This window comes from Niallia sp. MER 6 (assembly GCF_023714395.1).
Classification (GTDB): domain Bacteria; phylum Bacillota; class Bacilli; order Bacillales; family Cytobacillaceae; genus Niallia.
The window spans coordinates 1-13,297 of the sequence record NZ_JAMAUK010000042.1; the positions used below are offsets into that span (position 1 = coordinate 1).

The following is a 13,297-nucleotide window of genomic DNA, read 5'->3' on the forward strand; positions in this document are numbered from 1 at the left end:
AACTAAATAACGTAAAACCTTCCAATTATGAGAAGTAGGAAGGTTATTTGGTATACCCTTTTTTAGTATAACATGAAATATTTTTAGTATTTAATGAAAAATATTGACAAACTATTAGCTGGTTTAGTAATCCGTGGATCCTCCTTCATTTTAAACATAGCACCCTCAATTTCATTATGTACTAATAATTGATGAAGTTTTTCCTCAGCATCCGCAACCATAGACCTAAACTTATACATGAAGAATTCTTTTCCATCTTTCCCAATCCTAATCTGTTTAAAAAACACCTTTCCTTTTGGATCTTCTAATTTAATTAGAATTGCTATTATAGCAAACACAAAGCTAAGTGATATTAAACCAAATAATGCCCCCATTACATCAATAATCCTTTTGAAAACATAATAACCTTTAGAGTTGGGACTAGAAAGAACTAACTCCTGAGAAGTAAGATATGACTTTTGTTTAACTATCTTAGACATGGAAGCACCTCCTTTTTAATAGAATATTAATTGACTATTATTCTTTTAAGATTTTCCATTTTTCACATTTTAGACTTTATGATATTTAATGTCTAACGGGAATATACTGATTAGAAGTATCCCTATCCTTTAAAATACCCCTAGGAATTTTTTTCTTCTCATTATTGGTACAGGAATATCCTTTTCAATTATCTTCCCCTTGGATAATAGCTCTGCATTTTCCACAAAAAAATAGAACAATTCACTTCCATATTCTTTCTGAATTATTTCAAAAGCTTGACTAAACTTAAAACTTCGATTTCTTAAATTATGTGCATCTGAAGCAATAAAATGAGTTAAATTGTGTTCAATTAATAACTTAGAGTATTTTTGAATAGATTTCCCAAAATACCCACATAAACTTGCAGCAGTAACTTGGGAAAGAGCTCCATTTTTAATAAAGTTATATAAGATTGTAGGATTATCAAGTAACTCTTTATTTCTTTCCGGATGAACAATTATTGGTGTTAGGCCTTCAAGTTGTATATCATAGAGTAATTGTTCGGCATATCTCGGAACCGATGAAGTTGGAAATTCAATAAACAGGTAATCACTATTGTTGAGTGTTAAAATTTCACCTTTTCGATAATCTTCTATTAACTCTCCAAAAATTCGATTTTCCTGACCTGGAAGAATAGTAAGTGGGATATCAATTTCAGTTAACTCATCATTGAGTTTATTGACTTTTTTTAATATTTCTTCTTTAGAATTGTAATACCTATTATTCCTATGGTGTGGTGTTGCAATTATAGTTTTTATTCCTTCCTTAACTGCTTCTTTTGCCATTAATATACTTTCCTCTGTTTTTTCCGGACCATCATCCACTCCAGGTAATATATGACAATGAATATCTATCATAGTTAATTCACCTTCACTCCTTCTAACTCATAAATTTAAAAAATAAATACACAGAACAAACTATTAGTTAGTTTGTTCCGTAATAATAATAATTTCCCTTTTTATCTAATTTTTTATTATTTAAGACAATGCCTAAAAGACGACCATTAGTTGCAGTTAATAGTTCTTTTGTCTTTAACAATGAGTCTTTCTCCGTTTTCCCACTGCTAACTACTAAAATACTTCCCTGACATAAATTCCCTAAAATTTGCGCATCAGTTACTGCTAATACTGGTGGAGTATCAAAAATTACGAAGTCAAATTCTTCAAGTACTTTTTCCATGAATTTATGCATTGCTTTAGAACCTAATAACTCAGAAGGATTTGGAGGAATTGGTCCACTCGGCAGAACATATAGATTATTCTCGTCAGTTTTATTAACAGCCTCCATAAGATTAACTTGATTAGTAAGTACAGAAGTTAGCCCACTTCTATTTTCTAGTTTAAAAGTATAATGAACAGTTGGCTTTCTCAAATCTGCATCCACCAACAATACAGTTTTCCCCTGTTGAGCAAAAACAACAGCTAAATTTGCAGTAGTAGTTGATTTTCCTTCTCCCGGTCCGGATGATGTAACCATTACAGACCTAATTTCTTCATCAATACTTGAATATAATACATTTGTACGTATAGTCCTATATTGTTCTGAAATTGGTGATTTAGGATCATATTTAGCTATTAGCTTCCTTTTACTATCAAGTAATTTTTTTTTATTACTTATCGGCATTTAACTTGCACCCCGTATTCTTCCATTATTTGAACCTCTCAGTTTGGCATCAAAACTCTCATCAATTACTGTAATAGCACCCAACACAGGTAAATCCAGTAACTTTTCTACATCACTCTCATTTTTAATAGTATTATCTAAGTATTCTAATAAAAATGCTAGCCCGATTCCCACTAATAAACCAATTACTCCTGCAATGATAATATTTATCGGTGGATTAGGACTTATAGGAGATTGATTTTCTTGATCATCTGCAAGTGGAAGAATAGTTACATTATCCACACTCATTATTTTTTTTATCTCTTTTTCGAAAACTTCAGCAGTTTTGTTAGCAATTTCTAATGCAACCTTAGGATCAGCATCAGTAACTGAAACAGTCATGATTTGAGAATTCTGTGCATTCTCAACCGTAATTTTATTATTTAAAGAAGAAACATTCATATTCAAGTTTAACTCTTCTTTTACTGAATTCAATATAGCGGCACTTTTTAATATGACACTGTAGGTACTAATAAGCTGTATATTAGTTTGCACTTCATTAGTATTATAAAAAGTTGATTCATCCGTTTTTGTTTGATTTACAAGAATTTGAGTAGAAGATTTATATACTGGTGTTAATAAAAAATAACTTACTATTCCACTCCCAATCATTGCTAGTAAAGTAATTGATATAATTAATACAATTCTTTTCTTTAATGTTTGAAATAATTCCTTTAAGCTAATTGTTTCTTCCATAACTGCCTCCTAGAAAAAATATAAAAACATGTATCATTATAGCATAATTTATTGCTAAATCTGTCGAATCTTGACATAATTTTAGTAGATTGCTTACATTTGCTCTTTTACTTTATCAAGTATTTTGTTATTTTAATAGTATTAATTTAAACTTGGGAAATTTTTCCCTAAAAATACAGGGATTTACCTTTCCTTTTCTTTTTTACATAATTAAAATATCCTAATTTTGTTTGGAGGTTATAATGAAAACTTTAATAGTCACAGTTCTTGCTTTAATACTTGCTGCTGTATTGGTATTTGGTAATATTCATTGGAATTCAAGAAGTTCTGAACGAGCTTCTACTCCAACTATCACCAAATCTGACACTAATACAGAAGCTGAACCTGAAATCGATAAGGAGTATTATTTAGAGCTTGCTGCTAATTGGCCTGAGGAAGCTAAGGAGCAATTAGAAAACAAATTAAACAGCAATAAAACTTTTAAAATTGTCCTGCTTGGATCTAATTCAATCGGCAGTGATTCTCTTGGTTTGCAAAATTATTTAAAAGAAGCTCTCTCTGAAAAATATGAAAAGCATGTAGAGCTTGAAAGTATTGTTTATGAAAACACAACAGCTGATTATGTACTTAACAATGAAAAAGAAAAGCTAGTTGATTTGAAGCCTGATATGGTCATTTTTGAACCATTTCTCTTAAACGATAATAATGTTGTGGCGATTCCTGACACTATATCAAATATTTCCTCTATTATGGAGGAAACGGCTGCGGCTCTTCCTGATGTTACGTTTATTCTGCAACCGCCAAATCAAATATATGATGCAAATCTATATCCTATGCAAGTTGCTGCGTTGCAGGAATATGCAAAAGACCAAAACCTTACATATTTGAATCATTGGGAGGTATGGCCAGCAGGCAATGATGTTACTGTAAATGATTATCTTAATGCTGATGCACGACCTAATGAGTCTGGATTTAAATTATGGAGTGATTACCTCTCAGATTATTTGATTTCCGAATAGCGAGCTTTAAGCTCGCTATTTTACTGATCACTCATTCTATATAACGCACATTTTATAATAACACCTGAAAACCATCGGTAAATAGTACTTTTGTAAAATTATTACCTTTTTTCCTCCTAATTAAATGTAAACGCTTCCTAGTTTCTTCTATTATATATACATATTTAAACGTTGTTTATATAAACATATCACTATGTATTTTAGAAGACTGCAATGTTACCCAAATATAATTTTATCCTCACCTTCCCGTTAAACTCCTACTTGAATTGTAATAAATAATTTTTTCTATAAAAAAATATTACAATTAGGTTTATAGGCAAAAATACTTGGGTATTTAGTCACTGTTATAGTGTTTTTTCCTCTAAAATAATAATAATGAGGTGATTATCAGGATTTAATTCATAAGAATGAGCATTTATTCATGTTCTTTGAAGCGTTATTGCTAAGGACGTTTTTTATACAAATATATTTCAGTTCCAAAATTCTTAATATCAAAAATTATAAATTATAGTTATTGTGAGGGGCAAAAATGGGAATTAGAAGAAAAGTGTTTATTGGTTTCGGTGCGATATTATTGTTTATTATTGGGTTTGCTGTTGTTGGTTATTGGGGAAATGATCGTGCTGATAATCAGATGGCAACATTAATTGATACAGATTATAGACTTGTTTCTTTGGCAAATAACCTGGAGGAAAATGTTGCGGAACGTGTTATTATCGCTCGTGGTTATGTGTTATATGGAAATGAAAAATATAAAACGCAGTTTGCTCAGAAAACAGAGGAAGCTGACTTGTTAATGGATGAAATGAAAGAAATATTAGGGGATAATGCAGATTTTGCTGATGCTGTTGCGAAAACGGCAAAATGGGAGAACCTCATTACAGATCAAGTTATTCCTGCTTACGATGAAGGCGGTTTTGATGCTGCAATACCATTAATGGAACAATACTGCCAAGTGTGGTCGTCAGATGCTATGGATGCTTGGGATAAGATAAAGGATACAGTTGATGGGCAATTATTTAAAACAAGTGATAGCATCATCTCGGAAAATCATGCCCAGAAGAATGTATTTATGGTAATGGCTGTTTTAACTACAGTGATTGTGTTAGCTGTGGCTGCATGGATGATTTACACTGTCGTAAAACCAATCAAAGTAATTGAAGGAAGACTTACTCAAATTAGTAATAATGATTTATCTGGAGAACCACTTTCTATCAATAGTAAGGATGAATTCTCGCAGCTTGCTAATGCTGTGAATATGATGGTCGCAAACTTAGTAGGCATGATTGACCGCATTAAAACAACAGAAGGAAGATTGTTGAACACTTCGAGTCAGCTGCTTGGTGCAAGACATGATTTGGAGGCCCAATCAGGTGGAATTCTTGAGTCTTTTGAACAAGTATCTATCGGTTCCATGCTTCAAAAGAATACAGCTAATGACATGGCTACAACGATGTCTGAAGGTGCAAAAGGTATTGAGCTTATTGCAAGCTCCTCCTCTTCAGTTGCCGACTACTCAGTCCGTGTTAATGACGCAGCAAGTGAAGGTAATAAAGTTATTCAAGAAACTTTGGATGAGTTAAAGGGCTTAAACAGTACTGTTACGGAAACAGTTTCCATTATGGAAGGTCTCGGAGAAAGAACAAATAGAATTGGAGCAATATCAGAGGTTATCACTAATATTGCAGAGCAGACGAACCTGCTTGCTCTTAATGCGACAATTGAAGCTGCAAGAGCTGGCGAACATGGTAAAGGCTTTGCTGTTGTTGCAACAGAGGTTAGAAAACTTGCAGAGAACTCTAAAGCATCTGCGGAGGAAATTGCTGATTTGATTGCAGCAGTTAAACATGATACAGAAACAGCAGTCACTTCAACTATTAAAAGTAAAAGTGAAATGGAAAGCAGCTTATTTGCAGCTAATAATGCTGGTTTAGCCTTTAAAAACATTTTAGCTTCTATCGAAAATATCGTCGCTCAGATTCAAGATATCTCTGCTACATCAGAGGAACTGTCTGCTAGTGTTGAGGAAATCACAGCCTCTGCTGATGAACTAGCCGCTATTGCAAGTGAAAATGTTGACCATGTTAATGCTGTAGCCTCTGCTTCTCAAAATCAAACTGCAACTAATGAACAAGTGGGCTGTTTGATAAATGAGCTGAATGAGATGTCTAAGGAACTTAATGATACAATGGAAAGATTCAAGATAAAATAATTTCCCATGGATTTTAGAGGTTATTCTAAATGAGCATCCTAATTTATAATATATTATTATTTAGATGTACTTTATATAAGAACATACTATTGTAGACAATACATCATATTAAAAATATAATTACTGGTAAAAATATGAAACAAGATAGATAGAGAGTAACTGGTTGATTAGTCTGGCAATCCTAAGATTCCTAGATTCGAAGCAGTACTCTTTATTATATCTAGTTCGATGAAACGCTTAAGAGAAATACTATAATAAAACTAGGGCATACGATATCTATAAAATAGAATTTGTTCTAGGAAAAAACTTAATACTACTGAATCATATAAATAATGCTTCCATCAAGCTATATTTATCTCTTCTTTTTTTATCATAACTACTACATATGATAAGTTCTGTATAACATCTTTATTCATAAGTTTCTCCCTCGCATTATGTAAAAATTATTTTTATATTAAACTTAGTTTTTTGTCAGTATTGTATATACTAATGATAAGTAATTACTAAATAAAATAATGAGGTTCCTTTTTCTATAATATCTTTTAAATACATATGTATCATTCTTCAAAAAAATGGATTAGAATAAATTATATAACTAAAACCCCACATCCCTTTAACCTGTTTTTTCCATAAAAAGGTGTTTTTCAGATAAGGCTTTGAAGGGATTGTAACGAAAAAAAATCACATTTACTACTCCACGGTAAAGATTAAAAGTGTGAAAATAAGAAATAATATAAGCAGAATTGTATATAGATTAATAAAATAAACATTTGAATGCTATAATAAAAAACAACCCTACATATATTGAATTCTCTATCCTAATACTACAACTTTCTAATTATTAATAACTATACCACATATATAAATGGCTCTATAATACTCTGGGTTAATTCTTACAGACATAAACTTAGCAAGCAAAAATAAAAATTCGAGGAGGTTTCAATGAAAAAGTATGTTTTCATTATTCCTATTATCCTTATACTTTTGTTTACTTCTTTATTCTTACACTTTAATAGAGATGAAAAGAAAACTATTAGTGAGAAAAGTGAAAAACTAATTCTTCAAAACCCAAATTCTGACGAAATATTAGCAGATTTAAAAAAAGCATCCCCTAATAATGAACATCCTAGATTAATGGCTAACGGTGAAGATGTAAAAAAAATAAGAGAGTCACTTAAAACCGACTACTATGTGAAAAAATGGTACGATGAGCTTCTAAAAAAAGGCAATGAACTCTTAAACTCTCCCTTAGTATTATACAATAAAAGTGATGGTATTAGACTTTTACCTATAAGCAGGACTGTACTAGATAGAGTTATTACTCTTTCTTTGTTATATAATTTAAACGGAAATACCCAATATGCTGAAAGAGCATGGAAAGAATTAGAGACTGTATCAATAGATAGTAAATTTCCTGATTGGAATCCATCTCACTTTTTAGATACAGCCGAAATGGCAACAGCAGTAGCAATCGGGTACGATTGGTTATATGAATACTTAGATACCAATCAAAAGAATACTTTACAAAATGCTTTAGTAAATAAGGCTTTCTTGCCAGCTTTAAAAGTTTATAATAATACAGTAAATCAAGAAAATATTTCAACATTTTGGAGAGATGACCAAGACAATTGGAATATTGTTTGTAATAGTGGACTTATTTTAGCTGCCCTTGCTATAGCAGATGAGTCTCCAGAATTAGAACAAAAAAGTGGAGAAATACTACAAAATGCAATCAAATCTATTAAAAACTCATTAAATACATATGCCTTAGGGCAAGGTACTCAAGAAGGACCTAGTTATTGGGGTTATTCTACAATTTATATTGCTTATTCCCTTTCTTCTATGGATACAGCGCTTGGTACTGACTATGATTTATCAAAATATAAAGGGCTGGCTGAAACAGGATATTACCCTTTGTACATCTCTGGAAAATCCGGAATTTTTAACAATGGTGATGCTGAAGAAGCTAATTTTAGTTCTTTACCTCAGTTATTTTGGTTTTCAAATAAATATAATAAAGCAGATATCGCTTTTGCAGCTTATGATAAATTTAGCCCAATGAATATTATTTGGTACAGAAAACATAACAAAGATGAGAAAAATATCCAAATTCCTTTAGATAAATACTTTAAAGATATTGAAACTGGAATTGTAACAATGCGTGGCTCTTGGGAAGATCCAAATACTATGTTTGTCGGTATTCATGCAGGAGATAATCAGGCTAATCATGGAGATTTAGACATAGGAACCTTCGTCTTAGATGCTTTAGGAGAGAGGTGGGCTAGTGAGCTTGGGGCAGATAATTATAATTTACCTGGCTACTTTGGGGATAATAGATGGAGTTATTATCGTAAAAGGGCTGAAGGGCAAAATACCCTTGTAATCAATCCCACTGAAGAACCTGATCAAAATATAGAGGCACAAGGTGAAATAGAACAATTTACCTCTAATAATAAAGAAGCTCATGTAACAATTGATATGACTGATGCTTATAAAGAAGCTAATTTAGTACAAAGAAAATTATCATTTGTTGACAATAGAAGACAAATAAAAATAGAGGACAAAATAGAAATGCAAAGCACCTCGGAGATTTATTGGTTTATGCATACGCGTGCAAACATTATTCTAAGTCACAATAAAAAAAATGCAGTTTTAATACAGAACGGAAAAATATTATATATTAACCTAAATTCACCTTCAACTGCAACATTCTCAATAATGGAGGCAACTCCATTACAAAGTTCACCTTCAATTGATAATCAACATAACAATGAAGGCTATCGTAAATTAGCGATACATTTAACTAATACTCAAAGCACAAAAATTTCAGTCGAATTTTCAATAGAACCATAAAATTTACCAAAAGGTCTAAATCTTAATTAATATACTCCCCTAAAGGTTGAATTATTTCCACTTCTAAACTATTAGTTATAAGGGGAGTATCACCTAGTATAAAGGTTGAAAAATTATTCAATATAGAGAAAAACAACTATGATTTAAACTGATACAAGGTGAGTAGAATTTCTTTTAAAGGTTAGTTATATATTAAAATACAGACTTAAAAAATTCCCGTTGATAACATGTACTCAAGAATTAAAACTGTTTTCAAAAGCAGCTATTTTTTTAACAATATTCTCTACGTTTATATGATAATTAACGGTAGGTTTTAAGTTGTAATGTAAGTGTAACAAAAACAAATTTAGCCCTCTACCCAAATACATTATTATTTACTAAAAATTCTTCTAATTTCATATAATTTGCCTTCTAACCAATTTGAAAAGGTAAATAACCAAGTATAGTCCCTAGTGTAAATAAAATTAAACGGCTTAAACCTCTAATTCTAAAGGGTTCAAACCGTTTGATTTTTATTATTTCCAATGGAAATAGAGCATTTCATTATCGGAACAGGAGTTAAAAATAACTATGGGGTAGATTTATATATTTATTTTTGGACTAGTATAATTTTCTAATACTGGAAAGGATTTATGAACTCTATACGTAGGTTTATACGATGGTAATAATTTTTTAAATAACTTTCTTTTAGTACCTTCGTGATCAGTTGAAATATTCTCACCTGTATTTGTAATATAAATTGCCCCAAAAAACGGCAGGGATTTTAGTTTTTTCTTTTTTTTATTTTCAAACTGAATTTGCCATTCCGAATGTGAATAGTCAAATATAAATTCTCTTTCTTGTTCAACATGTTCATAAGTGACGGTATCTGGTAAATCTTCCTTATCTAAATGCATAATCGCACATGTTCCACATAGTCTATAAAATTGCGGTACCATTTGAACTTTTTTGGAAGAAACATCAAATGAGTAACCATAATTGATTATCCAACCAGCTTCTTCACTATTCTCATTAACAAATTGGGATATTTTATTACTAACTATGTCATCGGCATCAACAAACATTACATGTCCTCCACCTAATTCTCGTATCCTTTTTGCTAGATATCTTTTTTTGTGAGCTTTATCATAGACTTGTTCAACCCAATTGTTTGGAGTTGGGAAATCGACTTGTATAAATTCCAATCTATCATCAGTATCAATGTCTAAATTTGGAATCTCATGACAGGCAACTAATACTTTAAAATTTGGATCAAGTTGTTCATAAATAGAACGCAAAGTGATGTTGAAAATTTTTTGTATTTTATCCCAATTATTTGTAGTCTGTTTAGACCTTAGTGGAATTGCAAAAAAAATCATGAAATCTACCTACCTATTAGTTTTTTTCTTGTTTAGCGCTAGTAAATGATAAGGCAATGCCAAGTGATATAAATATAAAAACATTTTGAGGAGCACTATTAAAAACCGGTTCACCTAAGGACTCAGTTAAGGCATGTAACATTGATAAAGATGAAAATAAAACGAAAGATTTTATAGTAACTCCATCAATTGAATTAAAACTCTTCAATAATTTTATTATTACTGTTATATAGAAAATGAATAAAGTAAATGTCCCTATAAAACCAGTTTCACCAAGAATATATGGCCAGTATGTATCTGTTCCAAACATCGGATTACTTGGCCAGAGTCCATAGATTTTATCCATTCCGTATTGATAATATACAGGTGAGTAATTTTCCCGTGCTACCTGTCCTCCAAAACGACCAAAACCCTCCCCGAAAGGAAAATCATTTTTACCTATCATGAATGATACTTGATAAAAGGCATTTCTCGCAGATTCATACATATCAACATTTATATACCTTTGTATTGTTAATTGCACCATGTTAATAATATAACTACCCATAAACAAAAAAATCGTAGCAGCTAAAATAGAAGCTGGTAGCATAAAAGCCAGTGCTCTTTTCAGTCCTGCCGTTAAGAAATAAATAAATATAATAATTATCATTATTGCTATAATTGATTTAAAGCGGAAAGATAGTAGCGAAATAGCTAAAAAGAATATCCCATACATAAGGTATTTTCTATTTTTATTAACTACATACCAACTTAATAAATATGTACCTACAAAAATAGTAAACCAAGCATAGACAGAAGGGTGGTTAAAAAGTGATTTTACACTTACCATCCCATTTCTAATATCAACATTTGGATCCGTATGTAGAATAGGCCTTAACTGACGATAGAAAAAGAAATCTAGTATTGCGAAAACTACGACTATAATTGCAAAAACCTTTATCCATTTCATATAACGTTCTATGTCATATTTGTTATATGAAATATTCATAAAGATTAACGTAAAAGCTAAACCTTTAAACATTAAGAAAGCACCATAGAAAGCTGTAAGAATTGGTACTTGGTTAATAAAACTAGAAATTCCACCAAATGTAAGAATAATTATAAAAGTTGAAATTACGAGTTTTCCTTTGATCTCCTTTTTCAAAAATGCCTTTACTAAAATTACTGGTAGAAATAATATAATTATTGCCTCATCAAAGTATGAAACAAATACCCCTGATTCAGGTATCAAGTCGTTTAAAAAGCCCCCAATTAAATCTTGTAATAATACAATAATCATTATATGGGGTAGATACTTCTTTATTCTCGATTCCTTCCAAAAAAATATATAAAGTGAGATTATAATTATTATTCCTAAGAAAGCTAGTAGTAACGTATGATTAATTGATAAAATCCCTATTATCACCGCAATTATTGGTGCTAATAAAACTGCTTTTTTGTTGAATACCAATTTTAATGCCTCCAGTAATAAAATCCTCAAATAACTACTATAAAATAACACAAAACATTACAACTGTATACATCATAAAGAACCAAATAAAGGAATCAATTGAAATTAATCAAATATGCTCTTATAAACTCCCTCTATTAAACTATATACGTCTCTGTTTAATTTATAGTATATCTCAGTACTGGTAATATCTACCATACTAAGATAGAGATCGATACTAATACCTTACAAAGCATAAAAATCTACAAGCCTGCACTCACTGATTTATTTAACATTTTTAATTATTACCATTCACTGAGAAGGATTAAGTTAACTTTTTGTGCTAACAATGCTTCTTACAAAAAAGCCTTACCCACAATAAAAGGGTAAGGTCAAATGTTATTAAGAACTTTTTTATTTTATAGTAAGATGGTTTACTCTGCAATCCCTTTATATAAAATAAATGTCATGACGGGCCTTTCAACCATATGCAGTACTGCTCAAATTCAATAGGATAGGTACTATATATACATAATTCTAGTTCTATAGAAATTGTTAGTTTTCTGTTTTCAACAGATTTCCCTTTACTTTGTCCTAATTACTTTTTCATTCGTTACCCCCTAATTTATAATTCAATAAACCAACTCAACCTCCCGATGCTCCCAAACATCAAACAAATTCCCGTCCAAGTCCTCTAATGTGAAAAAGTTCCCATTATGTCCTTCATAGCTGATGTCGCTCACCAGTACTCCTTTTGCTAACAGCCTTTTATGAAGGAATTCAATATCGTCGGTGAAGAAGGTGATGATCCAGCGTTTTCTGCCTTCGACACGAAAGTGGGCACGAGACATGTCATCACTTTTTAAAAGATGCAGGATAGGTCGGTCATCCCGGAATAAACTGACGGAATCTTCTTGATGATGTCTTGCATTAAAGCCGAAGTTTTCCGTCCACCACTCAGCAGCTCTTTCCATATCTGCTGTTGGGATAACATTATAAGCGATACCTAATACTCTTCCCCTTGTACTGATGTTAGCTGTCATTTCTCTTCACACTCCTTAATTCAATCGATTATTTTCTCATAAATTTGTTATTCTATCTCCTAGATGAAAATACCTTTCAGTTGTGCAAAGATAATGTTTTGGAACAGAATAATTGAATGCGCTTTCTATGGGTGTTATAGTGAAAATAAGTTGTGACCTATATTAACGAACGGAGATGTACTTATGCTGAATGTCAGAGGCTTATCATATAAAGATGTTAAAATCAGCCACTTGAGCTCCTTTGATGGCTATCAGATAAACTTTCGCCTTAATGATCATTTATATCAGTTTCTTGTGGGCAATAAGAAAAGACCTTTTCCTTTGAATGTGATGCATATCTTTAAAGAAAAGGATGTATGTGCCTTCTGCAATAAAACCATTTATCCATATCCTGCAGGGCAGCAAATTTGCCTTGAGTTCCAGAAGCATTTACCTTCCTTGCTGAATCATTTCCAGACTGTTTATCCTCAAGACTTTAAAGCTTAGGAGGGAGAAGTGCTCCCTCC

At 31.4% G+C, this 13,297-nt stretch carries 10 protein-coding genes and 1 pseudogene; 4 read left to right on the forward strand and 7 right to left on the reverse strand.

From position 1 onward, the window contains the following. Nucleotides 1-122 precede the first annotated feature (122 nt). From M3600_RS25990 to M3600_RS26005, 4 genes and pseudogenes are all read right to left on the reverse strand, one after another. Nucleotides 123-479, reverse strand: a pseudogene (locus M3600_RS25990) (sugar transferase); the annotation flags it as partial. A gap of 129 nt (nucleotides 480-608) precedes the next feature. Further along, nucleotides 609-1,376 (reverse strand): tyrosine-protein phosphatase, encoded by a 768-nt coding sequence (locus M3600_RS25995; protein ID WP_251648099.1) that lies wholly within the window; start codon nucleotides 1,374-1,376, stop codon nucleotides 609-611. A 67-nt stretch (nucleotides 1,377-1,443) separates the two neighbouring features. Beyond that, on the reverse strand, nucleotides 1,444-2,142 hold the full coding sequence (locus M3600_RS26000; RefSeq protein ID WP_251648101.1) for a CpsD/CapB family tyrosine-protein kinase: 699 nt from the start codon (nucleotides 2,140-2,142) through the stop codon (nucleotides 1,444-1,446). Then, nucleotides 2,143-2,877 (reverse strand): YveK family protein, encoded by a 735-nt coding sequence (locus M3600_RS26005; protein WP_251648103.1) that lies wholly within the window; start codon nucleotides 2,875-2,877, stop codon nucleotides 2,143-2,145. Nucleotides 2,878-3,119: 242 nt separating this feature from the next. Here M3600_RS26005 and M3600_RS26010 point away from each other — a divergent pair, with 242 nt between their 5' ends. The 3 genes from M3600_RS26010 to M3600_RS26020 all read left to right on the forward strand — a co-directional run bounded on the left by M3600_RS26010 (nucleotide 3,120) and on the right by M3600_RS26020 (nucleotide 8,961). Further along, the gene (locus tag M3600_RS26010; RefSeq protein ID WP_251648105.1) at nucleotides 3,120-3,896 is read left to right on the forward strand and encodes an SGNH/GDSL hydrolase family protein; all 777 of its coding nucleotides are present in this window, start codon (nucleotides 3,120-3,122) and stop codon (nucleotides 3,894-3,896) included. A gap of 529 nt (nucleotides 3,897-4,425) precedes the next feature. Beyond that, nucleotides 4,426-6,108, forward strand: a complete 1,683-nt coding sequence (locus tag M3600_RS26015; protein WP_251648107.1) for a methyl-accepting chemotaxis protein — start codon at nucleotides 4,426-4,428, stop codon at nucleotides 6,106-6,108. 942 nt (nucleotides 6,109-7,050) lie between these two features. Beyond that, entirely contained in the window at nucleotides 7,051-8,961 is a 1,911-nt protein-coding gene (locus tag M3600_RS26020; RefSeq protein WP_251648109.1) for a heparinase II/III domain-containing protein, read from the forward strand. 581 nt (nucleotides 8,962-9,542) lie between these two features. Here M3600_RS26020 and M3600_RS26025 read toward each other — a convergent pair. The 3 genes from M3600_RS26025 to M3600_RS26035 form a co-directional block, all read right to left on the reverse strand. Next, a complete protein-coding gene (locus tag M3600_RS26025) occupies nucleotides 9,543-10,319 on the reverse strand; it encodes a glycosyltransferase family A protein (protein WP_251648111.1) in 777 nt (258 codons plus the stop codon). A 16-nt stretch (nucleotides 10,320-10,335) separates the two neighbouring features. Continuing rightward, nucleotides 10,336-11,769, reverse strand: coding sequence for a hypothetical protein (locus M3600_RS26030; RefSeq protein WP_251648113.1), 1,434 nt, complete (start codon nucleotides 11,767-11,769; stop codon nucleotides 10,336-10,338). 611 nt (nucleotides 11,770-12,380) lie between these two features. After that, nucleotides 12,381-12,791 carry a VOC family protein gene (locus tag M3600_RS26035; RefSeq protein ID WP_251648114.1) on the reverse strand — a complete coding sequence of 137 codons (411 nt, stop codon included), beginning with the start codon at nucleotides 12,789-12,791 and terminating at the stop codon, nucleotides 12,381-12,383. A gap of 183 nt (nucleotides 12,792-12,974) precedes the next feature. Here M3600_RS26035 and M3600_RS26040 point away from each other — a divergent pair, with 183 nt between their 5' ends. Then, entirely contained in the window at nucleotides 12,975-13,277 is a 303-nt protein-coding gene (locus tag M3600_RS26040; RefSeq protein WP_233315806.1) for a hypothetical protein, read from the forward strand. Nucleotides 13,278-13,297 lie beyond the last annotated feature (20 nt).

What these genes read in the sequence shown, in the direction of transcription:
- M3600_RS25995 (WP_251648099.1), bottom strand. Translation starts at nt 1,376, where the DNA reads ATGATAGATATTCATTGTCATATATTACCTGGAGTGGATGATGGTCCG.
- M3600_RS26000 (WP_251648101.1), bottom strand. Translation starts at nt 2,142, where the DNA reads ATGCCGATAAGTAATAAAAAAAAATTACTTGATAGTAAAAGGAAGCTA.
- M3600_RS26005 (WP_251648103.1), bottom strand. Translation starts at nt 2,877, where the DNA reads ATGGAAGAAACAATTAGCTTAAAGGAATTATTTCAAACATTAAAGAAA.
- M3600_RS26010 (WP_251648105.1), top strand. Translation starts at nt 3,120, where the DNA reads ATGAAAACTTTAATAGTCACAGTTCTTGCTTTAATACTTGCTGCTGTA.
- M3600_RS26015 (WP_251648107.1), top strand. Translation starts at nt 4,426, where the DNA reads ATGGGAATTAGAAGAAAAGTGTTTATTGGTTTCGGTGCGATATTATTG.
- M3600_RS26020 (WP_251648109.1), top strand. Translation starts at nt 7,051, where the DNA reads ATGAAAAAGTATGTTTTCATTATTCCTATTATCCTTATACTTTTGTTT.
- M3600_RS26025 (WP_251648111.1), bottom strand. Translation starts at nt 10,319, where the DNA reads ATGATTTTTTTTGCAATTCCACTAAGGTCTAAACAGACTACAAATAAT.
- M3600_RS26035 (WP_251648114.1), bottom strand. Translation starts at nt 12,791, where the DNA reads ATGACAGCTAACATCAGTACAAGGGGAAGAGTATTAGGTATCGCTTAT.
- M3600_RS26040 (WP_233315806.1), top strand. Translation starts at nt 12,975, where the DNA reads ATGCTGAATGTCAGAGGCTTATCATATAAAGATGTTAAAATCAGCCAC.